At 59.1% G+C, this 24,048-nt stretch carries 24 protein-coding genes; 14 read left to right on the top strand and 10 right to left on the bottom strand.

Features of this window, described 5'->3' with window-relative positions; all coding sequences use genetic code 11:
- Positions 1–12: 12 nt before the first annotated feature.
- The 5 genes from POF45_RS12995 to trpE all read left to right on the top strand — a co-directional run bounded on the left by POF45_RS12995 (position 13) and on the right by trpE (position 5,321).
- Complete coding sequence (locus POF45_RS12995; RefSeq protein WP_259497071.1) at positions 13–837, top strand: ABC transporter permease; 825 nt, start codon at positions 13–15, stop codon at positions 835–837.
- A gap of 213 nt (positions 838–1,050) precedes the next feature.
- Positions 1,051–2,199, top strand: coding sequence for an iron-containing alcohol dehydrogenase (locus tag POF45_RS12990; protein WP_282315810.1), 1,149 nt, complete (start codon positions 1,051–1,053; stop codon positions 2,197–2,199).
- A 79-nt stretch (positions 2,200–2,278) separates the two neighbouring features.
- Entirely contained in the window at positions 2,279–2,953 is a 675-nt protein-coding gene (rpe, locus tag POF45_RS12985; RefSeq protein WP_259497069.1) for a ribulose-phosphate 3-epimerase, read from the top strand.
- Positions 2,950–3,768 (top strand): phosphoglycolate phosphatase, encoded by an 819-nt coding sequence (locus tag POF45_RS12980; RefSeq protein WP_259497067.1) that lies wholly within the window; start codon positions 2,950–2,952, stop codon positions 3,766–3,768. Before rpe ends, POF45_RS12980 begins: the two co-directional genes overlap by 4 nt.
- Positions 3,769–3,839: 71 nt before the next feature.
- Positions 3,840–5,321 carry an anthranilate synthase component I gene (gene trpE, locus POF45_RS12975; protein ID WP_282315809.1) on the top strand — a complete coding sequence of 494 codons (1,482 nt, stop codon included), beginning with the start codon at positions 3,840–3,842 and terminating at the stop codon, positions 5,319–5,321.
- Positions 5,322–5,492: 171 nt separating this feature from the next.
- Here the strand turns inward: trpE and estP are convergent, their stop codons facing one another.
- Positions 5,493–7,403, bottom strand: coding sequence for an esterase EstP (gene estP / locus POF45_RS12970; protein WP_282315808.1), 1,911 nt, complete (start codon positions 7,401–7,403; stop codon positions 5,493–5,495).
- Between the two features lie 410 nt (positions 7,404–7,813).
- Here estP and POF45_RS12965 point away from each other — a divergent pair, with 410 nt between their 5' ends.
- The 4 genes from POF45_RS12965 (at position 7,814) to POF45_RS12950 (ending at position 11,158) form a co-directional block, all read left to right on the top strand.
- Complete coding sequence (locus POF45_RS12965; protein WP_259497061.1) at positions 7,814–8,407, top strand: aminodeoxychorismate/anthranilate synthase component II; 594 nt, start codon at positions 7,814–7,816, stop codon at positions 8,405–8,407.
- Between the two features lie 9 nt (positions 8,408–8,416).
- Positions 8,417–9,466 carry an anthranilate phosphoribosyltransferase gene (gene trpD, locus POF45_RS12960; protein WP_259497059.1) on the top strand — a complete coding sequence of 350 codons (1,050 nt, stop codon included), beginning with the start codon at positions 8,417–8,419 and terminating at the stop codon, positions 9,464–9,466.
- Entirely contained in the window at positions 9,463–10,299 is an 837-nt protein-coding gene (gene trpC / locus POF45_RS12955) for an indole-3-glycerol phosphate synthase TrpC (RefSeq protein ID WP_259497051.1), read from the top strand. Before trpD ends, trpC begins: the two co-directional genes overlap by 4 nt.
- 160 nt (positions 10,300–10,459) lie before the next feature.
- Positions 10,460–11,158 (top strand): lipoyl protein ligase domain-containing protein, encoded by a 699-nt coding sequence (locus tag POF45_RS12950; RefSeq protein ID WP_259497049.1) that lies wholly within the window; start codon positions 10,460–10,462, stop codon positions 11,156–11,158.
- Here POF45_RS12950 and crp read toward each other — a convergent pair.
- Complete coding sequence (gene crp, locus POF45_RS12945) at positions 11,155–11,799, bottom strand: cAMP-activated global transcriptional regulator CRP (protein WP_259497048.1); 645 nt, start codon at positions 11,797–11,799, stop codon at positions 11,155–11,157. The genes POF45_RS12950 and crp overlap by 4 nt on opposite strands.
- A gap of 249 nt (positions 11,800–12,048) precedes the next feature.
- On the opposite strand from crp, the gene POF45_RS12940 reads away from it, so the two are divergent.
- Entirely contained in the window at positions 12,049–12,471 is a 423-nt protein-coding gene (locus POF45_RS12940; RefSeq protein ID WP_259497045.1) for an OsmC family protein, read from the top strand.
- 238 nt (positions 12,472–12,709) lie between these two features.
- Positions 12,710–13,504 carry an adenosylmethionine decarboxylase gene (gene speD, locus POF45_RS12935; protein ID WP_259497043.1) on the top strand — a complete coding sequence of 265 codons (795 nt, stop codon included), beginning with the start codon at positions 12,710–12,712 and terminating at the stop codon, positions 13,502–13,504.
- Positions 13,505–13,622: 118 nt separating this feature from the next.
- On the opposite strand, the gene coq7 is transcribed toward speD, so the two are convergent.
- The 6 genes from coq7 to hemJ form a co-directional block, all read right to left on the bottom strand.
- Positions 13,623–14,270: a 2-polyprenyl-3-methyl-6-methoxy-1,4-benzoquinone monooxygenase gene (coq7, locus tag POF45_RS12930; protein WP_123410512.1), complete on the bottom strand. Its 648-nt coding sequence runs from the start codon at positions 14,268–14,270 to the stop codon at positions 13,623–13,625.
- Positions 14,271–14,478: 208 nt separating this feature from the next.
- Complete coding sequence (locus tag POF45_RS12925) at positions 14,479–14,817, bottom strand: histidine triad nucleotide-binding protein (RefSeq protein ID WP_259497033.1); 339 nt, start codon at positions 14,815–14,817, stop codon at positions 14,479–14,481.
- 30 nt (positions 14,818–14,847) lie between these two features.
- The gene (locus POF45_RS12920) at positions 14,848–15,636 is read right to left on the bottom strand and encodes an SDR family NAD(P)-dependent oxidoreductase (protein WP_259497032.1); all 789 of its coding nucleotides are present in this window, start codon (positions 15,634–15,636) and stop codon (positions 14,848–14,850) included.
- A gap of 61 nt (positions 15,637–15,697) precedes the next feature.
- The gene (locus POF45_RS12915; RefSeq protein WP_282315807.1) at positions 15,698–16,675 is read right to left on the bottom strand and encodes a DUF805 domain-containing protein; all 978 of its coding nucleotides are present in this window, start codon (positions 16,673–16,675) and stop codon (positions 15,698–15,700) included.
- Positions 16,676–16,750: 75 nt separating this feature from the next.
- The gene (locus POF45_RS12910) at positions 16,751–17,725 is read right to left on the bottom strand and encodes an NAD(P)H-dependent flavin oxidoreductase (protein WP_282315806.1); all 975 of its coding nucleotides are present in this window, start codon (positions 17,723–17,725) and stop codon (positions 16,751–16,753) included.
- 33 nt (positions 17,726–17,758) lie between these two features.
- On the bottom strand, positions 17,759–18,187 hold the full coding sequence (gene hemJ, locus POF45_RS12905; RefSeq protein WP_259497025.1) for a protoporphyrinogen oxidase HemJ: 429 nt from the start codon (positions 18,185–18,187) through the stop codon (positions 17,759–17,761).
- Positions 18,188–18,322: 135 nt separating this feature from the next.
- Here hemJ and argC point away from each other — a divergent pair, with 135 nt between their 5' ends.
- A complete protein-coding gene (gene argC, locus POF45_RS12900; protein ID WP_259497023.1) occupies positions 18,323–19,357 on the top strand; it encodes an N-acetyl-gamma-glutamyl-phosphate reductase in 1,035 nt (344 codons plus the stop codon).
- 168 nt (positions 19,358–19,525) lie between these two features.
- The gene (gene erpA / locus POF45_RS12895; protein ID WP_007906865.1) at positions 19,526–19,876 is read left to right on the top strand and encodes an iron-sulfur cluster insertion protein ErpA; all 351 of its coding nucleotides are present in this window, start codon (positions 19,526–19,528) and stop codon (positions 19,874–19,876) included.
- A gap of 76 nt (positions 19,877–19,952) precedes the next feature.
- On the opposite strand, the gene POF45_RS12890 is transcribed toward erpA, so the two are convergent.
- Both POF45_RS12890 and POF45_RS12885 read right to left on the bottom strand, forming a co-directional pair.
- Positions 19,953–21,044: an anhydro-N-acetylmuramic acid kinase gene (locus POF45_RS12890; protein WP_282315804.1), complete on the bottom strand. Its 1,092-nt coding sequence runs from the start codon at positions 21,042–21,044 to the stop codon at positions 19,953–19,955.
- 3 nt (positions 21,045–21,047) lie between these two features.
- On the bottom strand, positions 21,048–22,466 hold the full coding sequence (locus POF45_RS12885) for a peptidoglycan DD-metalloendopeptidase family protein (RefSeq protein ID WP_259497010.1): 1,419 nt from the start codon (positions 22,464–22,466) through the stop codon (positions 21,048–21,050).
- Between the two features lie 210 nt (positions 22,467–22,676).
- On the opposite strand from POF45_RS12885, the gene tyrS reads away from it, so the two are divergent.
- Positions 22,677–23,876: a tyrosine--tRNA ligase gene (gene tyrS, locus POF45_RS12880; protein WP_259497003.1), complete on the top strand. Its 1,200-nt coding sequence runs from the start codon at positions 22,677–22,679 to the stop codon at positions 23,874–23,876.
- Positions 23,877–24,048 lie beyond the last annotated feature (172 nt).

Raw genomic sequence — 24,048 nt, 5'->3', positions numbered from 1 at the left:
GGGGAGAACGAAATGCTGAGTCCTTATATGTCGCCCGTCGAGCGGGTGTGGTTCTACAGTTTGCGGATTCTCTGCGGCTTGATCCTGCTGTTCCTGATTCTGCCGGTGCTGGTGATCATCCCGCTGTCGTTCAACTCCGGCAGTTTCCTGGTGTACCCGCTGCAAGGGTTTTCGCTGCACTGGTATCAGGATTTCTTCGCCTCGGCAGAATGGATGCGTTCGTTGAGAAACAGCATCATCGTCGCCCCGGCGGCAACGGTGCTGGCAATGGTCTTCGGCACGTTGGCGGCGATTGGGCTGACCCGTGGCGACTTCCCCGGCAAGGCCCTGGTGATGGCCCTGGTGATTTCGCCGATGGTGGTGCCGGTGGTGATCATCGGCGTGGCGAGTTATCTGTTTTTCGCACCGTTGGGTTTGGGCAACAGCTTCTTCTCGCTGATCGTGGTGCATGCGGTGTTGGGCGTGCCGTTTGTGATCATCACGGTGTCGGCGACCTTGCAGGGGTTTAACCACAATCTGGTGCGCGCCGCCGCCAGCCTTGGGGCGTCGCCGCTGACGGCATTTCGCCGCGTGACCCTGCCGCTGATCGCGCCGGGAGTGATTTCCGGGGCACTGTTTGCGTTCGCTACTTCGTTCGATGAGGTGGTGGTGACGTTGTTTCTTGCCGGGCCTGAGCAAGCAACCTTGCCACGGCAGATGTTCAGCGGCATCCGCGAAAACCTCAGCCCGACGATTGCGGCTGCTGCGACGTTGCTGATTGCCTTTTCGGTGATATTGCTGCTGACGCTGGAGTGGTTGCGGGGGCGAAGCGAGAAGTTGCGTACTGCACAGGTTTGAAGTCGAGCGCGGTCAAATGTGGGGGCTGGCTTGCCTGCGATGCAGGCAACTCGGTCTGTCAGAGGGCTGAGTTGGTTCTTTCGCAGGCAAGCCAGCTCCCACATTAACCGCGCCCGCCTTGGGGCCAGGGCCATTCACACCCTGAATAGCAGACAAACCCCAATCCCCAGCTACGCTTGTGCCCAGCTCCGCTATCTATAAGAGGCTGCGTACATGGCTATTTCCTCTTTCAAAATTGCTCACAAATTACTCACCGGCGCCGGCGCCATCGAGCAGTTGGCCGCCGAGCTGACACGCCTGGATGTGGATAACCCGCTGATCGTCACCGATGCCGCGCTGGTCAAATCCGGCACCGTTGAGCTGGCGCTGGCGCATCTGGGCGAGCGCACCTATGAGATCTTTGACCGCGTGTTACCGGACCCCGAAATTGCCATCGTCGAAGACTGTATGCGCGTGTACCGCGAGGGCGGGCATGACGGCTTGATCGGACTTGGTGGTGGCAGCGCCATCGACATCGCCAAAAGTGTTGCCGCCTATGCCGGCTACCACGGCGTGCTGGAAGATCTGTTCGGCGTCGATCAGGTGCCGCGCAAGGGGCCGCCGCTGATCGCCATTCCGACCACTGCCGGCACTGGCTCGGAAGTCACTAACGTGGCCATCCTCTCGGACAAAGTCGCGCAATTGAAGAAAGGCATCGTCAGCGACTATCTATTACCAGACGTGGCACTGGTCAGCCCGCAGATGACCCTGACCTGCCCGCGCAGTGTCACGGCGGCCAGCGGCGTCGATGCTCTGGTGCACGCCATCGAGTCTTATTTGTCACTCAATGCTTCGCCGATCACCGACTCGCTGGCCATCGGCGCCATCAAGTTGATCGCCACATCCCTGCCCAAGGCTTATGCCAACCCTGCCAACCTGCAAGCCCGGGAAGACATGGCCACCGCCAGCCTGATGGCCGGCATGGCGTTCGGTAATGCCGGGGTTGGTGCGGTGCATGCGCTGGCGTATCCGCTGGGTGGGCGCTTCAACATCGCCCATGGCGTCAGCAACGCCTTGCTGCTGCCGCATGTCATGCACTGGAACAAAATGGCCTGCGTGGAACGTATGCAGGATATTGCCGAGGCCATGGGGGTAAAGACCGCTCATCTGAGCGCTAATCAAGCAGCGGACAAAGCCGTGGAGGCGATGACCGAGCTGTGTACGGCGGTAGAGATTCCCCTGGGGTTGCACAGCTTCGGTGTGCCCGAAGAGGCAATTCCGGCCATGGCTGTGGAAGCGGCAGGGATCGAGCGTCTGATGCGCAACAACCCGCGCAAATTGAGTGCCGTCGATATCGAGAAGATCTACCGAGCGGCCTACTGATTATCGCGTCACCGTGCGCGCGCCAAAGCATGAGGTATACAATGCGCGCCATCGTGATTCTGCTCAAAAAAGGTGCGTCATGCAGCCCTTCGTCATTGCTCCGTCGATTCTCTCCGCCGACTTCGCCCGCCTGGGTGAAGAAGTGGACAACGTCCTGGCCGCCGGTGCCGACTTCGTGCACTTCGATGTCATGGACAACCACTACGTGCCCAACCTGACCATCGGCCCGATGGTTTGCGCGGCATTGCGCAAGTACGGCATCACGGCGCCGATCGACGCGCACCTGATGGTCAGCCCGGTGGACCGCATCGTCGGCGACTTCATTGAAGCCGGCGCGACGTACATCACCTTCCACCCGGAAGCCACCCAACACGTTGATCGCTCCCTGCAACTGATCCGCGAAGGCGGCTGCAAGGCCGGCCTGGTGTTCAACCCGGCGACTCCGCTGAACGTACTCGAATACGTGATGGACAAGGTCGACATGATCTTGCTGATGAGCGTCAACCCGGGCTTCGGCGGACAGAAATTCATTCCAGGTACCCTCGACAAACTGCGTCAGGCGCGTGCGCTGATCGACGCTAGCGGCCGTGACATTCGCCTGGAAATCGACGGCGGCGTCAACGTGAACAACATCCGTGAAATCGCCGCTGCCGGTGCTGACACGTTTGTTGCAGGTTCGGCGATCTTCAATGCCCCGAACTATCAGGAAGTGATCGAGAAGATGCGTTCCGAACTGGCTCTGGCCCGCCCATGAGTGGCTTTGAGCAGCTGTTCCCGGGGCGCTTGCCGCGGCTGGTGATGTTCGATCTGGATGGCACGCTGATCGATTCGGTCCCTGACCTCGCGGCGGCTGTGGATAACATGCTGCTCAAACTCGGGCGCGAACCGGTGGGTATCGAGTCGGTGCGTGAGTGGGTCGGCAACGGTGCGCCGGTGCTGGTTCGACGGGCGCTGGCCGGCGGCATTGATCATTCGACTGTCGATGACGGCGAGGCTGAGGCCGCACTTGAGATGTTCATGGAGGCTTATAGCGAGAGCCATGAGCTGACCGTGGTCTATCCCGGTGTGCGCGACACCCTGAAGTGGCTGCACAAGCAGGGTGTCGAGATGGCACTGATCACCAACAAGCCGGAGCGCTTTGTCGCGCCGTTGCTGGATCAGATGAAGATCGGCCGTTATTTCCGCCTGATCATCGGCGGCGATACGCTGCCGCAGCAAAAGCCCGACCCGGCGGCGCTGTTTTTCGTGATGAAAATGACCAACATCCCGGCGTCGCAATCGTTGTTCGTCGGCGATTCGCGCAGCGATGTGCTGGCCGCGAAAGCAGCGGGGGTCAAATGTGTGGCCTTGAGTTACGGCTACAACCATGGCCGGCCAATTGCCGAAGAATCACCGGCGCTGGTTATCGATGATCTGCGCCAGTTAATTCCCGGTTGCCTGGACCCGGCGGCTGAGATAACGTTGCCCGACGCTGTTCAACCCCCTTCTGGAAACGCCATCGTGGTGGTCACTCGCAAACTCTGGATGAAAGTCATCAAGGCCCTGGCCCGCTGGCGTTGGCGCGCCTGACTTGTTCCTGGCCGGTTATCCGGCGCGTTTGCATACCTGACCGTTAGACCCTCAAGCCACGAGGCTACCCCATGATCCGCGAAGAATTCCTGCGTTTGGCCGCTGCCGGCTACAACCGCATCCCGATGGCCTGCGAAACCCTGGCCGACTTCGACACGCCGCTGTCCATCTACCTGAAACTGGCCGATGAGCCGAACTCCTACCTGCTGGAGTCAGTGCAGGGCGGCGAAAAGTGGGGCCGTTACTCGATCATCGGCCTGCCGTGCCGCACCGTGTTGCGCGTGCATGATCATCACGTCAGCGTGACCCATGATGGCGTCGAGATCGAAAGCCATGACGTTGAAGATCCGCTGGCCTTCGTCGAAGCCTTCAAGGCCCGCTACAACGTGCCGACCATCACCGGACTGCCGCGTTTCAACGGTGGTCTGGTCGGTTATTTCGGCTACGACTGTGTGCGTTATGTGGAGAAGCGTCTGGGCAAGTGCCCTAACCCCGATCCGCTGGGTGTGCCGGACATTCTGCTGATGGTCTCGGACGCCGTGGTGGTGTTCGACAACCTCGCCGGCAAGATGCACGCGATTGTCCTCGCCGACCCGGCGCAGGACGATGCATTCGAGCAAGGTCACGCACGTCTGGAACAGCTGCTGGAGAAACTCCGCCAGCCGATCACCCCGCGCCGTGGCCTGGATTTCAGCAAGCAACAGTCGGCTGATCCGGTATTCCGTTCGAGCTTCACCCAGGGCGATTACGAAAAAGCGGTCGACACCATCAAGGAGTACATCCTGGCGGGTGACTGCATGCAGGTCGTGCCGTCCCAGCGCATGTCGATCGATTTCAAGGCCGCGCCGATCGATCTGTACCGTGCGCTGCGTTGCTTCAACCCGACGCCTTACATGTACTTCTTCAACTTTGGCGACTTCCATGTCGTCGGCAGTTCGCCGGAAGTGCTGGTGCGGGTCGAAGACAATCTGATCACCGTGCGCCCGATTGCCGGCACCCGTCCACGCGGAGCCAACGAAGAGGCTGATCTGGCGCTGGAAAAAGATTTGCTTTCGGACGACAAGGAAATCGCCGAGCACTTGATGCTCATCGATCTGGGACGTAACGATACCGGTCGGGTCTCGGAAATCGGCTCGGTGAAACTCACCGAGAAGATGGTCATCGAGCGTTACTCCAACGTGATGCACATCGTGTCCAACGTCACCGGGCAATTGAAGGCCGGGCTGACGGCGATGGACGCACTGCGGGCGATTCTGCCAGCGGGCACCTTGTCGGGTGCACCGAAGATTCGGGCGATGGAAATCATCGACGAACTGGAGCCGGTCAAGCGTGGCGTCTATGGCGGGGCCGTTGGCTACTTCGCCTGGAATGGCAACATGGACACCGCGATTGCGATCCGCACGGCGGTGATCAAGAACGGCGAACTGCACGTGCAGGCCGGGGGCGGCATTGTCGCCGACTCGGTGCCGGCGCTGGAATGGGAAGAAACCCTGAACAAGCGTCGGGCGATGTTCCGGGCGGTAGCGTTGGCTGACCAAACCCCGGATTTCTGAATTCACGCAAAACCTGTGGGAGGGAGCCTGCTCGCGAAGAGGGCTCAGGGTCTACATTGATGTTGCTGACCTACCGCTTTCGCGAGCAGGCGCGCTCCCATAAGGGATGGTGTGTACAGCATAAAAAAACGCGGCGCCTTCAAGGGCGCCGCGTTTTTTATTGCCTGCTGTTTAAAAGTCGAGACTGACACCGACGTTGACGCCCTGCTGCGTAAAGTCATCATCCCGGCGGATGTTGTAGCTGGCGCGCAGTGCCAGGTCCTTGGTGATGTTGTGGCTCACACCCAGATTCACACGGTTGAGGTTGGTCTGCGGTGTATAGCCTTCGAGGGTGAAGCTGTTGTTCGGCAGACTGTTAAGGTTGATGGTCAGGTCCTGGGTGTCGTTGTTGTACTCATGCTCGTGAGCGATTTCGCCAAACACCTGGGTTTGCGGGGTAATCTGATATTTGCCCTGCAAGCCAATGCCCAAGCGCCGCGAGTTACGCGACTGGTCACCAAAGGTCAGAGCGGTTGAGTCAGCACCGTTCTCCGAGTAGCCGTCCACTTCTACCTTGCTGAAATCGGCACTGACGAATGGCGACAGGTGCCACGGGCTGCTCACTTGCTGAGCGATGTCGTAACCCAGGCGGCCGCTGAACGCCAGCACGTAGCCGTCGGTGTCGCCTTTCTCGCCGCGCTCGTTGACCCCCAACTGGAATTTACGTTTGAGGCTGTCGTAATCCAGATGCCCGGCAGTCATCGACAGATCGCCCCACCAGCGGTTCTGTTGATACTGGGCAAACGCGGTGCCCATGTAGGAATTGAGCTTGTAGTCCGAATCGCTCTGGCCGGCCTCGATTTTCTGGTTGTAGAAACCTGCCGCCACACCGAGGCGCCAGGCCTCGTTAAGACGGTAGCTGCCACCAACGTTCAAGTTGTAACCATTACCGTCGGCACTTGCGGCGCTGTGTTGGTCGTCGAAATCCTGATGTTGGCCGCCGCCGGAGACGATGGCCCGCCATTGGCCGATGCCTTGCCAGTTTTCCCAGTCAGCCAGCCACTGGTTGCGCAGTTCATCCTGATGCGAGCGCAGTGCGCCTTGCGCCATTTCCGGCAGCAGGGTCAGCTCCCATGGCGCTGCCAACAGCGAGTAGGCGTAGTCGGCGATCAGGCGTTGCCCGGCTTCGGTCGGGTGAACCGAGTCGTTGTAGATCAGCTTGTACGGATCTGGCGTGGCGCTGTGGATGCCGTATTTGGCGTTCTCGGTGCAGCTGTCGCCGCTGAAGCAGGTAGCGGTCAGGTTCTGGTCGGTGGCCAGGCCGAATTGCGCCGGGTTGGCGAACGTCTCTTTGAGCAGCAGCGGAATATTGAGTGGAATGACTTCGGCGTTGACCGTCTGCAGCTTGCTGACCAGCTCGGTGTTGAACTGCTCGCTGAGCTGGGTGAACAAGCCCTGCGCTGGCGAGCCGTTGATGGCCGGGGTCAGGCCGATGTCTGGCAGAAGCCAGACCATGATGTATTTGGCGCCTGCGCTTTGCAGGGCCTGGACGCTGTTGGCCAGGCGATCGGCGGAGGCGTTGGCTTGAGCCGGGGTGAGTACCTGACCTTGCAGGAAGTCGTTGCCACCGCCCGACAGGTAATACAGCGCGTTCGGATCGGCGCGCAAGTTGTTGCTCGGCAGATAGCCGGCGCGGGTGCGGTCCCCGGTGGCGGATGTGGTGGTGATCGAGTCGAGAATCTGGTCGGTGCGATAGCCGCCAACCGCCCAGTTATTACCGTCGGGCAAGCCTTCGCTGGCGCGCACTGCCGAGGACGACGACGCAGTCTGGGCCGGTGAGAATCCCAGTTTTGCACCCAGAACCTGGGTGGAGTTCAGGTCGCGGTTCTCACCGCTGCCATCCAGGTAGATCGGCCCGGTGCGGTTGGTATAACGCTGAGTGGCGCCGGCCGGGCCGCCCGGATCGGCAAATGTCCCGGCGTCGTTGAGGCTGTCGCCGAATACCACGAAACTGGAATAGGGATTGGGCGCGGCGTTCGCCTGGGCGCAGGCCATGGCGAGCAAGCATCCGGCGAGGGGGATAAACAACGTCTGTTTGATCATGAGCAAGTCCGTTTATTTATTGTTGTATGGAACGAAACGACAGTACCAAAAACTTCCGGCCTTTTGCCATCTGTCGCTAACTCTTCGATTGATTCACCCGGTGTCACACCGGCCATATTGCACGCTCAGCCCGGCTAAGTTACTGTGCCTGAACGTATGAATGAGACCTTCCCCGTGTTGATCGTCAGCAAACTCCTGGATCAAGTCATCAAGGCACACGCCCGTTGGCGTTGGCGCGCCTGAATCTTTTTTGCCGGCCCCGCCGGTCCTGTACCGCTTTGCCTTCTTTACCCGTTGCACCTGCCGCTTTGCCGGCGCGATTCCAGCGCCTGACACAGTGCAGCAAACTGCGGGTAAATCATTCGAAGGCCATCCTGAAAAGTCAGTGAATTCAAGAGGTTCTAAACGCCATGTTGCTGATGATCGACAACTACGACTCTTTTACCTACAACGTTGTGCAATACCTCGGTGAGCTGGGCTCCCAGGTCAAAGTCGTGCGCAACGATGAGCTCACCATTGCCGAAATCGAAGCCCTCAATCCTGAGCGCATCGTCGTTTCCCCTGGCCCGTGCACACCGACCGAAGCCGGTATTTCCATCGAAGCGATCAAGTATTTCGCCGGCAAACTGCCCATTCTCGGGGTTTGCCTCGGTCACCAGTCCATCGGTCAGGCGTTTGGTGGTGATGTAGTCCGCGCCCGACAGGTAATGCACGGTAAGACTAGCCCGGTATTCCACGAGGACAAGGGCGTTTTCGCTGGTTTAAACAAGCCGTTGACTGTTACCCGCTACCACTCGCTGATCGTCAAGCGCGAGACCTTGCCCGACTGCCTGGAACTGACCGCCTGGACCCAGCTTGAAGACGGCTCCGTGGATGAAATCATGGGCCTGCGTCACAAGACGTTGAACATCGAGGGCGTGCAGTTTCACCCCGAATCGATCCTCACCGAACAGGGCCATGAGCTGTTCGCCAACTTCCTCAAACAAACCGGCGGCACGCGCTAAGGACTTTCCATGAATATCAAGACAGCCCTGAGCCGTATCGTCGAACACCTCGACCTCAGCACCGAAGAAATGCGCGATGTGATGCGCGAAATCATGACCGGGCAATGCACGGATGCGCAGATTGGCGCCTTCATGATGGCCATGCGCATGAAGAGCGAGAGCATCGACGAAATCGTCGGCGCCGTGTCGGTGATGCGCGAGTTGGCGGATACCGTCGAACTCAAGACCCTGGACGGTGTGGTCGATGTGGTCGGTACCGGCGGTGACGGCGCGAACATTTTCAACGTGTCCACGGCGTCCTCGTTCGTGGTCGCGGCGGCGGGTTGTACCGTGGCCAAGCATGGCAACCGTGCTGTTTCGGGCAAGAGCGGCAGTGCCGACTTGCTGGAAGCGGCCGGCATCTATCTGAATCTGACTCCCGTCCAGGTGGCGCGCTGCATCGACAACGTCGGCATCGGCTTCATGTTCGCCCAGACCCATCACAGCGCCATGAAATACGCGGCGGGTCCGCGTCGTGATCTGGGCCTGCGTACCTTGTTCAACATGCTTGGCCCGCTTACGAATCCGGCCGGCGTTAAACATCAGGTTGTAGGCGTGTTTACCCCTGCGCTGTGCCGGCCACTGGCCGAAGTCTTGCAGCGTTTGGGCAGCAAACATGTGTTGGTGGTGCATTCCAAGGATGGGCTCGATGAGTTCAGCCTGGCGGCGCCGACCTTTGTTGCCGAGCTGAAGAACGACCAGATCACCGAGTATTGGGTCGAGCCGGAAGACCTGGGCATGAAGAGCCAGAGCCTGCACGGTTTGTCGGTGGACAGCCCGGCTGCTTCCCTTGAGTTGATTCGCGATGCCCTGGGCAAGCGCAAGACCGAGAACGGCCAGAAAGCCGCAGAAATGATTGTGCTCAATGCTGGCGCAGCGCTCTATGCCGCCGACCATGCTACAAGCTTGAAAGAGGGCGTTGCCCTGGCGCACGACGCGCTGCACACCGGTCTTGCTCGGGAAAAGCTTGAGGAGTTGGGTGCATTTACCGCGGTATTCAAAGTGGAGAATGAGGGATGAGTGTACCGACGGTTCTGGAAAAAATTCTGGCACGCAAGGTTCAGGAGGTTGCCGAGCGCAGCGCCCGTGTGAGTCTGGCCGAGCTGGAAGCGCTGGCAAAGGCCGCCGATGCACCCCGTGGTTTCGCCAAGGCGTTGTTGACGCAGGCCAAGCTGAAGCAGCCGGCAGTCATTGCTGAAATCAAAAAGGCGTCGCCGAGCAAAGGCGTGATCCGCGAGCATTTCGTTCCTGCCGAGATCGCCAAAAGCTACGAGAAGGGCGGCGCCACCTGTCTGTCGGTACTGACAGATATCGATTATTTCCAGGGGGCCGACGCGTATCTGCAACAGGCGCGCGCCGCATGCAAGTTGCCGGTGATCCGCAAGGACTTCATGATCGATCCGTATCAGATCGTTGAAGCCCGTGCCCTGGGCGCCGACTGTGTGCTGCTGATCGTCTCCGCACTGGACGACGTGAAAATGGCTGAACTGGCAGCGGTGGCGAAAAGCGTCGGCCTCGATGTGCTGGTGGAAGTCCATGACGGTGATGAGCTGGAGCGGGCCCTGAAAACCCTCGACACACCTTTGGTGGGCGTGAACAACCGCAACCTGCACACCTTCGACGTCAGCCTGGAAACCACCCTGGATCTGTTGCCGCGTATTCCGCGTGACCGACTGGTGATTACCGAAAGCGGCATCTTCAACCGTGCCGATGTCGAGCTGATGGAAATCAGCGATGTGTATGCGTTCCTGGTGGGCGAGGCGTTCATGCGTGCGGAAAGCCCGGGTACCGAGTTGCAGCGCCTGTTCTTCCCGGAGCGGGGCGTGGCGGTGAGTGGTTCTACGCTCGACTGATTGCTCCTGGACCGAGTCGACCCCTTCGCGAGCAAGCTCGCTCCCACATTGGAATGTATTCCCCTGTGGGAACAGGCTAGCTCCCAACCCTGTGGGAGCTAGCCTGCTCGCGAAGGCAGCATAAGATGCACCATAGATTGAATGTCTTCTGGATGACCTTATGACTCCAACCTCCCTGACCATCGAAGCCGGCTTGCTCGCCGAGCAAGATCTGCTGGCCTCCGTCTGCGCCGGACATTGCGAATTCGGCCTGCTGTTCTGGCAACCCAGTGATCAAGCGCTGGTCATGCCGCGCCGTTTAAACCGTCTGCCACAGTTCGAAGCCGCCTGTGAAGCCTCAGCCGCCGCCGGTTGGCCGGTGCTGTTGCGCGAAACCGGTGGTGAGCCAGTACCGCAATCGGCCTCGACGATCAACATCGCGCTGGTCTATGCCCCGCCACGCAGCGAGGGCGATCTGAACCGCATCGAAACAGCTTATCGCCGACTCTGCGACCCGATTTGCCAATTGCTCGACGAACTGGGCGGCACTTCGTCGCTGGGGGAAATCGAAGGCGCGTTTTGCGATGGCCGCTTCAACGTCAACCTCGACGGTCGCAAGATGGTCGGCACGGCTCAGCGCTGGCGCCAGAGTCAGGGCGGCCAGCGTCCGGTGGGTCTGGTGCATGGCGCGATGTTGCTGGAGAACGAGCGGGAATCGATGGTTGCGGCGGTCAATCGCTTCAACGAGGTGTGTGGCCTGGAGCAGCGGGTTCGTGCCGACAGCCACATCGCCCTGCATGAGAAGTTCGCCGCGCCGGATGCGCTGACGCGACTGGATGCGCTTTATCGGCAGATGCTGACAGCGATGTTCGCGGCTTAGCGCGTCCCGAAGACGACCATTGTCTTGCCTTTGACGTCCACCAGGTTGCGTTCTTCAAGATCCTTGAGCACGCGGCCGACCATCTCCCGGGAACACCCGACAATCCGTCCGATTTCCTGACGGGTCACCTTGATCTGCATGCCGTCCGGATGGGTCATGGCGTCTGGCTGTTTGCACAGTTCCAGCAGGCAGCGGGCGACACGACCGGTGACGTCGAAGAACGCCAGGTCGCCGACCTTGCGTGTGGTATTGCGCAGGCGTTGTGCGATTTGTCCGCTGAGGACGTAAAGAATATCCGGATCTTGCTGAGACAATTCGCGGAACTTCGCGTAGCTGATTTCTGCGACTTCACATTCAATCTTTGCCCGTACCCAGGCGCTACGTTCCTGTTCCTGGCCCGCCTGTTCGAACAGGCCCAGCTCACCAAAAAAATCCCCGGCGTTCAGGTAGGCGATGATCATCTCGCGGCCGTCGTCATCTTCGATGAGGATGGTGACTGAGCCCTTGATGATAAAAAACAGCGTTTCCGACCGGTCGCCCGCACAGATGATGTTGCTCTTGGCCGTATAGCGCCGGCGCTGGCAATGCATCAACAGTTTGTCGAGGTTCTTGATCTTGGGTGTGGGGGTAATAGCAACCATGGTTGTATCCCGAAAAGACTGCACGGTGTGATTGGCTTTTTTGTAGGAGCTGGCAGAGCCTGCGATCTCTTTGTTCGCTACGCAGCTGGCTATGCGCCATTGTATTGGCGCCAGCTTAACAGACACTTCCTTCAATATTCGAAGAAATTACCTACACAGTCGGTACGTTCGTCCCAGGAAGGCGAAACGCTGTCATAGCGGGGCCCTGTGCTAAGCTGGCGACCCTTTTTAGACAGTGGAGTCTTGGCGATGAAGGCACGCATCCAATGGGCTGGCGAAGCCATGTTCCTCGGTGAATCCGGCAGTGGTCACGTCGTGGTCATGGACGGTCCGCCGCAAGCCGGTGGCCGCAACCTGGGTGTCCGCCCGATGGAAATGCTCCTGCTGGGTGTCGGCGGTTGCAGCAACTTCGACGTGGTCAGCATCCTCAAGAAGTCCCGTCAGGCAGTCGAAAGCTGCGAAGCGTTCCTCGAAGCCGAGCGTGCCACCGAAGATCCGAAGGTTTTCACCAGGATCCACATGCACTTCGTGGTCAAGGGCCGCGGGCTGAAAGAAGCCCAGGTCAAGCGCGCCATCGAGCTGTCCGCCGAGAAGTATTGCTCGGCCTCGATCATGCTCGGCGCGGCTGGCGTGGCGATTACCCACGACTACGAGATCATCGAACTCGGTTGAGTCGACATTCAACTATCATAAAAGCAGTACAGACTCTGGCGATCCATAGCTGACGTCTGCATAATGCGCCACTTTTTTCAGGGCAGTGGCCGGTCAGCCGGCAGGCCGCTTACCCGAACAGATAACCAAAATCGCCATCGCGAAGAGGTGTTAACCGTCCTACGCAGGTGTGTTGTTCACATCTGACGGGCATGCTTGATCACGCGGCTTGGGCCGCATACATAGAGAGTTTTTAACGGTGAAAAGCAAACTCAAGCTCCATGGGTTCAATAACCTGACAAAGACCTTGAGCTTCAACATCTATGACATCTGCTACGCGGAAACCCCGCAAGACCAGCAGGCTTACGTCGAGTACATCAATAAAGAGTACAACGCGAAACGCCTGACGCAGATACTCACGGAAGTTGTCGAAATCATTGGTGCCAACATCCTGAACATCGCAAGTCAGGACTATGAACCCCAGGGTGCCAGCGTCACGATCCTGATCTCCGAAGAGCCGGTGACCCCGACCGAGAGTCAGATCGAAGAGTCCCCGGGCCCATTGCCCGAGATTATCCTGGCCCACCTCGACAAAAGTCATATCACGGTGCACACCTACCCGGAAATCCATCCGGTGGACGGTATTGCGACGTTCCGTGTGGACATTGACGTGTCGACCTGTGGCGTTATTTCACCGCTTAAAGCGCTCAATTTCCTGATTCACCAGTTCGAGTCGGACATCGTGACCGTGGATTATCGCGTGCGCGGGTTCACTCGTGACGTTGAAGGCAAAAAGCACTTCATCGATCACGAGATCAACTCGATTCAGAATTACCTGTCCGAAGACACCCGCGACGATTACCAGATGACCGACGTGAACGTGTACCAGGAGAACCTGTTCCACACCAAAATGTTGCTGAAAAACTTCGAACTGGATAACTACCTGTTCGGCGACGCCACCAACAATCTGTCCTCTGAGCAACGCGCCCAGATGACCGAGCGGGTGAAGCACGAAATGCTGGAAATCTTCTACGCGCGCAACATGTCGAGTTAAGATTGTCGGGCACAAAAAAGGCGACTACTTTGCGGTAGTCGCCTTTTTTATTGGCTGTCGCAAGACTCCTGCGGGAGTGGGCCTGCTCGCGAAGATGGCCATGCCGACGCTGCAATGCCTAGATCCGATAAGTACTCTTGGTCATCACCTTGGCCAACAGACTCATCCCGAACTTCACCGGCGCCGGAAAGCGGAACCCGCCCGCATCCAGTGCACTCTCGGCGTGATGTTCTTCATCAATACGCATCTGCTCAAGAATCGCCCGGGACTTTTCGTCTTCAGCCGGCAATTGCTCCAGATGCTCGTTCAAGTGCTTGCACACCTGATGCTCGGTCGCTGCCACGAAACCCAGGCTGACCTTGTCGCTGATCAGTCCGGCCACCGCGCCAATCCCGAACGACATGCCATAGAACAGTGGGTTGAGAATGCTGGTATGGCTGCCCAACTGGTGAATGCGTTGTTCGCACCAGACCAGATGGTCGATTTCTTCTTCGGCGGCATGCTCCATGGCAGCGCGCACATGCGGCAGCTTGGCGGTCAGGGCCTGACCCTGGTACAGCGCCTGGGCACAGACTTCACCGGTATGGTTGATGCGCATCAGACCGGCAACGTGCCGGGTGTCTTCGTCGCTCATTTGCGTTTCCGGCTGCACGATGGCGGGTGACGGGCGGTACGGTTGGCCACTGAAGGGCAACAAGGTACGCATCGCGGCATCGGCTTGCAGCAGAAGACGGTCAATCGGCGAGTAGTGACGTTGGGTAGTCATGCTGACCTCCGGGAAGAATCTCGAGGGCCAGTTTAACTGAATCGGCCGGGGAAGGTTTGCGCTGGGTCATGCGGGGTTAGGGAATGCCGTTGTTTTTGTGGGAGCGAGCTTGCTCCAGGCGGCGTTCCGACGAATACAGATGTTCAGTCGACATGAATGCTGCCTGACACGACGCCCGGAACAAGCCCACTCCCACAGGGTTTGCCAATCAGCCCGGCGGCCAGTTCATCTGGCGTTGACCCAGCACATGCATATGAATGTGATAGACGGTCTGGCCACCTTCTTCATTGCAGTTCATGACCACGCGAAAGCCTTTCTCGCAACCCAGCTCCAGGGCCAGGCGCTGGGCGGTGAACAGAATATGCCCGGCCAGTGCCTTGTCGTCCTCGGTCAGGTCGTTCAGGGTGCGCACCGCTTTCTTCGGGATCACCAGGAAATGCACCGGTGCCTGTGGGGCGATGTCGTGGAAGGCCAGGACCTGGTCGTCCTCGTAAATGATCTTGGCCGGGATTTCCCGGCTGATGATCTTGCTGAACAGAGTATCCACAGCTGTTTTCTCCATTGTTTAGAGTGAGTGTCAGCGCGGGCAATAAGCCTTGTTGACCATGCCTGTGATTGTCCGGGTCAGCCAGCGTGAGCCAAGCCTTGGCAGGAAGGCGAACCAGCGGTTCATGCGCCCGGGAATAATGATTGCGCGGTTTTTTTCCAGCGCGCGTACGGTGTACAGCGCCACTTCTTCCGGGCTCATCAGCAGTTTGCTGTTGGCCAGCTTGCTGGTATTCAACTGTGCGGTCTGGAAGAACGCCGTGCGCGTCGGGCCAGGGCAAAGTACCGAGACCTTGACCGCACACTTCTTCAACTCGACGCGCAGGCCTTCGGAGAAGTGCAGCACATAAGCCTTGCTGGCGTAATAGGTGCTCATCCACGGGCCGGGGTGGAACGCCGCCACCGAGGCGACGTTCAGAATCTGTCCGCCACCCTGAAGCGCCATGCTGTTGCCGATGGCGTGACACAGGCGGGTGAGGGCGAGGATGTTGACTTCGATCAGGTCCTGTTCGGTCATCCAGTCCTGCGCCAGGAACGGACCGCAGGTGCCCATGCCGGCACAGTTGACCAGCAAGTCGATCTGCCGGTCGCCTTCCTCCAGCTCCAGCAGGAACCCCGACAACCGAAGCGGCTCGCCAAGATCGCAGGCGCGGAACAACACTTCCACGCCAAACCGTTGGGTCAGTTCAATCGCAATGCTTTCCAGCTGATCACGCTGTCGGGCCACCAGAATCAGGCTGCGGCCGCGCCGGGCCAGCGCTTCGGCCAGCGCCAGGCCGATGCCGCTGGAAGCGCCAGTGATCAGAGCGTAACGGGTCATGCAGTTCTCCATCGCAACAGCTCCGCGCCGGCGACGCAGTGTCACGGACGGGGAGCGCTGTTCATTCTTTTGCAGAGTCTACAGGGGGCTGGGCGGGTTCGGCTGCATCGTCGGCCGAATTTGGCGCTTGTTCTACGGTGGCAGCCGGTTCGGTCTCCACTTCATCGGTGGTCACGGAGCCGCTTTCGTAGCTGCTCTCGGTGACGCTGTCGTATTCGTTCTGCAGAGCGCCGATGCCGCCGGTCAAGGCGCCAAGGAAAACAACCGCGAAAAACAGCACCCATAGCGACGACAGGACTTTCACGCCTGTGCTGTTCGGCGGCGGTGGAGATCCGTAGCGGTTGGCGGTGGCATTGCCTGGCAACACCATCAATAGGAACGGGAAGAGGCTGCCCACAAATGGCACCAGTGTCAGCAGGTACAGCCAGCCGGACCAGCCAAGGTCATGCAGGCGTTGAACGCTGATCTGAATGGCGACCACCGCGAAGGCGACACAGACCAGTACGCCGAGCAGCCCGCCAATCACCAGGCCGACGGTCGACGTCAGCGCAATCAGCGAAAAGCCAATGGACACGAAAGATCCGGTCACGCCTATCAGTACGAGCATCAGCGCCATCATCCACGCCAGGTAACGCAGACGACCGATTCGTCCTTCAACGGTGAATGCCTTGAGCGTGCCGAATTCCGGCAGGGTTTCACCCACTGCCGCTCGGGGCGGTGCATAAGGGGACTCGGGGTCTGCCGTCGCCGGCTGGGCGCTGATCGGGGTGTGTTCTTGAACGTCGGACAGATTCAGCTCCAGCGCCGGTTCTGCCTCGATGCGGGCATTGATACCGGTTTTGGTGAGCGCCTGGAGATAAGTTTGTGCATCGGCGTGCGTCAGGTCGCGTTTGAGTGCAACCGGCTGGCCGCTGAACAGCCGTTCGATGGCGGCTACATCGCTTTTGAACAGCTCGGCGAGATTGAGTTTGGCGGTGGTCGCGTCAACTCCTGGCAGCAGAGCGCCGTCGAAGACAATCTTGTAACGGTTTTCGCTCATGGCCGAGGCATCCTTGTCGCGAGTCTTTGAATGAGAGTGGCAGTGTAGGGCCCGCCACGAATGACTGGCCAGGATTTACTGTCTGCGCGGCCAGCGTTTGGGCAACTGCGCCGCCAGTTCCAGGGCCTTGCGGTACTCGGCGTCCAGGCGTGCGACCAGTTGATCGACACTCGGCAAGTCATCGATGCCACCCACGCCTTGCCCCGCGGACCACACGGTTTTCCACGCCTTGGCTTCATCGCTCAGCGGCTTGAGCTTGGAACCGAAGTTCACCTCGCCCTTGCCCTGCAGCGCCGCCAGGTCGAAACCGGCCGCCTCCAGGCTCTGGCGCATGAAACTTGCCGGAACGCCTGATACCGCTGGAGTATGCACGATGTCGGCCGCTCTGGAAGTCAGCAACATGTCTTTGTAAGCGTCAGGCGCATGACTTTCGGAGGTGCCGATAAATCGCGTGCCGAAGTAGGCCAGATCCGCGCCGAGCAACTGCGCGGCAAGAATTTCGTGGCCATGGTTGAGGCAGCCGGCCAGCAGCAACGTCTTGTCGAAGAATTGGCGGATTTCCGCGATCAGCGAAAACGGACTCCAGGTGCCGGCGTGTCCTCCGGCACCTGCCGCCACGGCAATCAGACCGTCCACACCGGCTTCGGCTGCTTTCTCGGCATGGCGACGGGTTGTCACGTCGTGAAATACAAGACCGCCATAGCTGTGCACCGCGTCCACCAGTTCTTTCACGGCGCCCAAGCTGGTGATGACGATCGGCACTTTGTGCTCGATGCAAATCTCCAGGTCCGCTTGCAGTCGTGGGTTGCTGTTGTGGACGATCAGGTTCACCGCATAAGGTGCCGGGTTCTCCAGTGTCGCCAAACCTGCTTCGATTTCTTCCAGCCAGGCCTTGAAGCCGCTGCTTTCGCGCTGGTTCAGTGCAGGAAAACTGCCTACTACGCCGTTACGGCAGCAGGCGAGTACCAGTTGCGGGTTGGAAATCAGGAACATCGGCGCTGCCACCACGGGCAGACGCAGGCGTTGTTCGAGCAGAGCGGGCAGCGACATTGGAAGTACCCCGGTAAGTTGTGCCTGTTGGATTTAGAACGGCCGAACGACGACCAGAATTACGATAGCCAGCAATATCAGAACCGGCACTTCATTGAACCAGCGATAAAAGACATGGCTGCGGGTGTTTTCGCCACGGGCAAAACGTTTTATCTGCGCGCCGCACATGTGGTGGTAGCCGATCAGGATCACTACAAGGGTCAGCTTGGCGTGGATCCAGGCGCCCTGGCTGAAGATGCCGGGGTTGAGGGCGATCAGCCAGATGCCGAACACCAGTGTGGCGATCATCGCTGGCCCCATGATGCCGCGGTACAGCTTGCGCTCCATGAGGCTGAAGCGTTCCTTGCTGACGGTGTCCTCGCTTTGGGCGTGGTAGACGAACAGCCGTGGAAGATAAAACAGCCCGGCAAACCAGCAGACCATGCTGACGATATGAAAGGCTTTGACCCATAGATAAAGCATTTTTAGTTATTCCCAGGTTCACGGTAGCCCGAATAGTAGAGGCTTGAGCGTCCGCACGTCACCTTGACGGTTGTCGCAGGGGCGCGCGGCCCCTATTATCGACGGCTTTCCAGTGGGTTCGTTGAGGGCAGGTTTATGGTCAAGGTCGGTATCGTCGGCGGCACGGGTTACACCGGTGTCGAACTGCTGCGTCTGTTGGCACAGCATCCGCAAGCAGAAGTGGTGGTCATCACTTCCCGATCCGAGGCAGGCCTGCCTGTGGCCGACCTGTACCCGAACCTGCGAGGCCACTACGACGGCCTGGCATTCAGCGTTCCGGACATCAAGACCCTGGGAGCTTGCGACGTGGTGTTCTTCGCCACGCCGCACGGTGTTGCCCATGCCCTGGCAGGCGAGCTGCTGGCAGCTGGCACCAAGGTGATCGACCTGTCGGCGGACTTCCGTCTGCAAGACGCTGATGAATGGGCCAAGTGGTATGGTCAGCCGCACGGTGCGCCGCAATTGCTGGAAGAGGCGGTTTACGGGCTGCCGGAAGTCAATCGTGAGCAAATCAGGCAGGCGCGTCTGATTGCCGTGCCGGGTTGCTATCCGACTGCAACGCAATTGGGTTTCCTGCCGCTGCTTGAAGCCGGGCTGGCCGATACCACTCGCCTGATCGCTGACTGCAAGTCCGGTGTCAGCGGTGCCGGTCGTGGCGCTTCTGTAGGTTCGCTGTACTCCGAGACATCGGAAAGCATGAAGGCGTATGCGGTCAAAGGGCATCGCCATCTGCCGGAAATCCGTCAGGGGCTGCGTCGTGCGGCAGGCAAGGATGTTGGCCTGACCTTCGTTCCTCATCTCACACCGATGATTCGTGGCATTCACTCGACGCTGTACGCAACCGTTGTCGATCGCTCAGTCGATCTGCAAGCGCTGTTTGAAAAGCGTTATGCCAATGAACCGTTCGTCGATGTGATGCCGGCGGGCAGCCATCCGGAAACCCGCAGCGTGCGCGGTGCCAACGTTTGCCGTATTGCCGTGCATCGTCCGCAGGATGGTGATTTGGTGGTGGTATTGTCGGTGATCGATAACCTGGTCAAAGGGGCTTCGGGTCAGGCGGTACAGAACCTGAACATCCTGTTTGGTCTGGACGAGCGCCTGGGCCTGTCCCATGCCGGCATGCTGCCGTAAGGCATCACCGCGCACAGTAAAAAGGCCCGTTGAACGGGCCTTTTTACATTGTTGGCTGAGCATGGGTTCGATTGATATACCGTAACAATAGTTGACCGATTTTCTAGGAGAAGCGGATAATGCGCGTCATCACGCATTATGGCGGCGTAACGCCGGGAGATAGTCAGCATGAGCGTCGAATCCTTCACCCCCACGGCTTTGCAATTCACTCACGGTGCTGCGCACAAGGTGAAGAGCCTGGTCGATGAAGAGGGGAATGATCGCTTGAAGCTGCGCGTATTCGTTACGGGCGGCGGTTGTTCAGGTTTTCAGTACGGCTTCACCTTCGATGAAGAAGTGGCCGATGACGACACCATCGTTGAGCGCGAAGGCGTCAGCCTGGTGGTAGACCCGATGAGTTTCCAGTACCTGGCAGGTGCCGAGGTGGATTATCAGGAAGGTCTGGAAGGCTCGCGTTTCGTGATCAAGAATCCGAACGCCACCACCACCTGTGGTTGCGGCTCTTCGTTCTCGATCTGATCGCGTATCGGCAACATCAAGCGCCGCAGGGTCTCAGGGCCCTGCGGCGTTTTGCTGTCTGTGATTTGGTGGTGGTTCAGGCGGGGTAGATGGCGCCAAGTACGCGCAAACCCCGTGCCCCGGTGACGCTCGGGCGATTGGCTGCAATGCCTTGCAGGCAGCAATGGGCCAGCCATGCGAAGGCCATGGCTTCGACCCAGTCCGGATCGACGCCGTACGCCGCTGTGCTGCTGACGGGGGCGTTCGGCAGCAGGCTCGCAAGACGGTTCATCAATGTAGCGTTGTGCGCGCCGCCACCGCAGACCAGTACTTCCTGGGTGTCCGATTGAGCGCTTTGCAGCGACTCGACGATGGTCAGGGCTGTCAGCTCCAGCAGCGTCGCTTGTACATCCTCGGCAGCAAAGGCCGGCAAGCTCGACAGGTGTTGCATCAGCCAAGGCAGGTTGAACACCTCGCGACCGGTGCTTTTCGGGCCTTTAGTCACGAAGAACGGATCGCTGAGCAGCGTTTTCAGCAGGCGAGGTACAACCTGTCCGCTGGCAGCCCATTGGCCGTCGCGATCAAAGTTGTCGCCGCGCTGTTGGTGAATCCAGGCATCCAGCAACACATTCCCGGGGCCGCAGTCGAAACCGGCCACGGGTTTGCCCGGCTCGATCAGGCTGAGATTGCTGAAGCCGCCGATGTTCAGGACCGCGCGGTTGCCTGGCTGCTGTTCAAACAGGGTCTCGTGAAAGGCTGGAACCAGCGGGGCGCCTTGTCCGCCAGCGGCCACGTCGCGGCTGCGGAAGTCACTGACGACGGTGATGCCGGTCAGCTCCGTCAGCAGCGCCGGGTTGCCGATCTGCACGGTGAAACCCCGGGCCGGCTCGTGGCGGATGGTCTGGCCGTGGCTGCCAATGGCGCGAATGTCTTCTGGCTTGAGTTGCTGTTGGTCAAGAAGGGAGTGAATGCCCTGTGCGGCCAGTTTCACCCAGTGTTGCTGGGCGATGGCGCAGCGGGCTATCTCGTCCGGGCCGCTGGCGCACAAGCCAAGCAGTTCGGCGCGCAGGGATTCAGGCATGGGGATGTAGTGCGTGGCGATCAGTTTGATCGCCGGGCTTTGTTCGATGAGCGCGATGTCCAGGCCATCGAGACTGGTTCCGGACATCACACCAATATAGAGGGCCATGGCTTAGCGCTTGCTCGAAGCCAGCATGGTGGCTTTCTCTTGGTCCATGCGCGCCATCAGCGGCTGGCTTTGTGCCAGGAAGCGGGCGCGTTCGGCCTTGGCAATCGGATCAGCCATTGGCAGTTTCTGACCCAGCGGGTCGACGTGTACGCCGTTGACCTGGAACTCGTAGTGCAGATGCGGTCCGGTAGACAGGCCGGTGGTTCCGATATAACCGATCACCTGGCCCTGCTTGACGGTGCCGCCAGTCTGCACGCCTTTCGCGAAGCCCTGCATGTGGCCGTACAGCGTGCGATAGGTGTTGCCGTGCTGGAGGATGATGGTGTTGCCGTAGCCGCCCCGACGACCGGCCAACAGAACCTTGCCATCGCCGGTCGCCTTGATCGGCGTGCCGCGCGGGGCTGCGTAATCGACGCCTTTGTGGGCGCGGATCTTGTTGAGGATCGGGTGTTTGCGGCCCATCGAGAATTTCGAGCTGATGCGGGCAAAGTCCACCGGAGTGCGGATGAATGCCTTGCGCATGGCGTTGCCATCAGCCGTGTAGTAACTGCTGTTGCCCTGTTTGTTGGTGTAACGCACGGCGGTGTAGGTCTTGCCGCGGTTGGTAAAGCGTGCGGACAGGATTGGGCCATTGCCAACGGCCTTGCCATTGACGACTTTCTGTTCGTAGATCACATCGAACTCGTCGCCCTGGCGAATATCCTGGGCGAAGTCGACGTCGTAGCCAAACACGCTGGCCATGTCCATGGTCAGGCTGTGGGACAGGCCGGCGCGTGCAGCGGACTGCGACAGCGAGCTGTTGATCACGCCGTGCACATAGGCGGAGCGCACGGTGGGCTTGGCGGTAATGCGGTTGAAGACATAACCCTTGTCATGTTTGGTCAGGGTGATGCTTTCGAGGTCGCTGACCTTGCTGTGCAGGTTGGTCAGCTGGCCGTCGGGGTTCAATTCGAATTCAAGTTTCTGGCCATGCTTGAGCTGGCTGAACTGCTTGGCCTGTTTGTCGCTGGCCAGCACTTCGTGCACGGCGGCCGCCGGCAAGCCGACTTTCTCGAACAGTGTGGACAGCGTGTCGCCTTTGGAAACAATAACTTCCCGGTGGTTTGGCGCTTTCTTCTCTACAGCCGCAGGTGCAGGGGCTGCCTGAGCGGTTTGAGCGGTGTCTTCGTCGCTGTTTTCGATCTGCGCAAAAGGAGAGGCTGTCGGCTCATTTGTGGCCTGGACGTCGTCGGCAGCGTCTTGATCTTGTGTCAGTTGTTCAGCAGGGCTTTCCAGTTCCAGGCTCAGGGTCGTCTTTTTGGCTTCAACATCACTGGAAGGGAATACCAGGAGCGCCAGACTTAGAAGGGCGGCGATACCACTTGCAGCGAGCAGGTGGGTCTTCGGGTAAAGCGGGGGCGCTTTAGACGGTTCTGTGGTCATAAGTAATTTTGACTTTGAAAAGATGAATTGGAAAAGATGAATGACATGATGAAGATGAAATAACTGTATAAAATATAACCAAATCATCGCTGAAGCAAGTCTGCGGACGTATCGTCTGTGGATTGGCGTCCGTACGCCGGGCAAAACTTGTATTTGGTGTGCGTTCTTGTATGGTTGGTTCCCTTTGAATCTGAGCCTTGCGGGTCTGTTATGAAGTCGGTTGAAGAGCAGCTAGCGCTGATCAAACGTGGTGCGGAAGAACTGTTGGTCGAGTCCGAGCTGATCGAGAAGCTCAAGCGCGGCCAGCCGCTGCGTATTAAGGCGGGCTTTGATCCGACTGCGCCGGATTTGCACCTGGGCCACACCGTGCTTATTAATAAGCTGCGCCAGTTCCAGGAGCTGGGTCATCAGGTGATCTTCCTTATAGGTGACTTCACCGGGATGATCGGCGACCCGAGCGGCAAGAGCGCAACGCGTCCTCCGCTGACCCGCGAGCAGGTGCTCGATAATGCCGAGACCTACAAGACCCAGGTCTTCAAGATCCTGGATCCGGCCAAGACCGAAGTGGCATTCAACTCCACCTGGATGGATCAGATGGGGCCGGCGGACTTCATTCGCCTGACCTCTCAGTACACCGTTGCGCGGATGCTCGAGCGCGACGACTTCGACAAGCGCTATACCACCAATCAGCCAATCGCCATTCACGAGTTTCTCTATCCGCTGGTTCAGGGGTATGACTCGGTGGCGTTGCGCGCGGATGTCGAGCTGGGCGGGACCGACCAGAAATTCAACTTGCTGATGGGGCGTGAGCTGCAGCGTGGTTATGGTCAGGAGCCTCAGTGCATTTTGACCATGCCGTTGCTCGAAGGTCTGGATGGCGTGAAGAAGATGTCCAAGTCCTTGGGCAACTACGTCGGCATCCAGGAAGCGCCTGGCGTCATGTACAGCAAGCTGGTTTCCATTCCTGATGCGCTGATGTGGCGCTACTTCGAATTGCTCAGCTTCCGTTCCATGGATGAGATCAACGCATTCCGTGCCGATGTTGAAGCCGGTGCGAACCCGCGCGACATCAAGATCAGGCTGGCTGAGGAAATCGTTGCGCGTTTCCATGGTGAGGAGGCTGCGGCCAACGCTCATCGTGCGGCGGGTAACCGTATGAAGGAAGGCGAACTGCCGGACGATCTGCCAGAGATTGAACTGATCGCTACTGAAGACATGCCGATCGCGGCCGTCCTTAATAAGGCGGGCCTGGTGAAGAACTCGGCAATGGCTCGGGATCTGCTGGCGTCGGGCGGTGTGCGTATAGATGGTGAGGTTGTAGATCGCACCTTTATATACGTACTGGGCGCGACCCATGTTTGCCAGGCCGGAAAGAAGGCATTTGCCCGTATTACGCTCAAATCCGAATAAAGCTGAAATCAGTGCTTGACGGCAGATTCTGGAAGTCTATAATTCGCCCCACTTCCGGCGCAGTCGAAACGGAAAACTCCTTGGTAAACAAAGAGTTACGCAGTTTTCGACAGCGAGTTGCTTCAGGTCATCGAAGCCCAGAAGGAGTTGAAAGAGTGGTGTTGTTTTGCTC

The sequence above is a fragment of the Pseudomonas fungipugnans genome (genome assembly GCF_029955235.1).
Lineage (GTDB): Bacteria > Pseudomonadota > Gammaproteobacteria > Pseudomonadales > Pseudomonadaceae > Aquipseudomonas > Aquipseudomonas fungipugnans.
This window is presented reverse-complemented; position numbering and strand designations above follow the sequence as displayed.

Coding starts and splice junctions, on each gene's coding strand:
- POF45_RS12995 (WP_259497071.1), top strand. CDS start 13: ATGCTGAGTCCTTATATGTCGCCCGTCGAGCGGGTGTGGTTCTACAGT.
- POF45_RS12990 (WP_282315810.1), top strand. CDS start 1,051: ATGGCTATTTCCTCTTTCAAAATTGCTCACAAATTACTCACCGGCGCC.
- rpe (WP_259497069.1), top strand. CDS start 2,279: ATGCAGCCCTTCGTCATTGCTCCGTCGATTCTCTCCGCCGACTTCGCC.
- POF45_RS12980 (WP_259497067.1), top strand. CDS start 2,950: ATGAGTGGCTTTGAGCAGCTGTTCCCGGGGCGCTTGCCGCGGCTGGTG.
- trpE (WP_282315809.1), top strand. CDS start 3,840: ATGATCCGCGAAGAATTCCTGCGTTTGGCCGCTGCCGGCTACAACCGC.
- estP (WP_282315808.1), bottom strand. CDS start 7,403: ATGATCAAACAGACGTTGTTTATCCCCCTCGCCGGATGCTTGCTCGCC.
- POF45_RS12965 (WP_259497061.1), top strand. CDS start 7,814: ATGTTGCTGATGATCGACAACTACGACTCTTTTACCTACAACGTTGTG.
- trpD (WP_259497059.1), top strand. CDS start 8,417: ATGAATATCAAGACAGCCCTGAGCCGTATCGTCGAACACCTCGACCTC.
- trpC (WP_259497051.1), top strand. CDS start 9,463: ATGAGTGTACCGACGGTTCTGGAAAAAATTCTGGCACGCAAGGTTCAG.
- POF45_RS12950 (WP_259497049.1), top strand. CDS start 10,460: ATGACTCCAACCTCCCTGACCATCGAAGCCGGCTTGCTCGCCGAGCAA.
- crp (WP_259497048.1), bottom strand. CDS start 11,799: ATGGTTGCTATTACCCCCACACCCAAGATCAAGAACCTCGACAAACTG.
- POF45_RS12940 (WP_259497045.1), top strand. CDS start 12,049: ATGAAGGCACGCATCCAATGGGCTGGCGAAGCCATGTTCCTCGGTGAA.
- coq7 (WP_123410512.1), bottom strand. CDS start 14,270: ATGACTACCCAACGTCACTACTCGCCGATTGACCGTCTTCTGCTGCAA.
- POF45_RS12920 (WP_259497032.1), bottom strand. CDS start 15,636: ATGACCCGTTACGCTCTGATCACTGGCGCTTCCAGCGGCATCGGCCTG.
- POF45_RS12915 (WP_282315807.1), bottom strand. CDS start 16,675: ATGAGCGAAAACCGTTACAAGATTGTCTTCGACGGCGCTCTGCTGCCA.
- POF45_RS12910 (WP_282315806.1), bottom strand. CDS start 17,725: ATGTCGCTGCCCGCTCTGCTCGAACAACGCCTGCGTCTGCCCGTGGTG.
- hemJ (WP_259497025.1), bottom strand. CDS start 18,187: ATGCTTTATCTATGGGTCAAAGCCTTTCATATCGTCAGCATGGTCTGC.
- argC (WP_259497023.1), top strand. CDS start 18,323: ATGGTCAAGGTCGGTATCGTCGGCGGCACGGGTTACACCGGTGTCGAA.
- erpA (WP_007906865.1), top strand. CDS start 19,526: ATGAGCGTCGAATCCTTCACCCCCACGGCTTTGCAATTCACTCACGGT.
- POF45_RS12890 (WP_282315804.1), bottom strand. CDS start 21,044: ATGGCCCTCTATATTGGTGTGATGTCCGGAACCAGTCTCGATGGCCTG.
- POF45_RS12885 (WP_259497010.1), bottom strand. CDS start 22,466: ATGACCACAGAACCGTCTAAAGCGCCCCCGCTTTACCCGAAGACCCAC.
- tyrS (WP_259497003.1), top strand. CDS start 22,677: ATGAAGTCGGTTGAAGAGCAGCTAGCGCTGATCAAACGTGGTGCGGAA.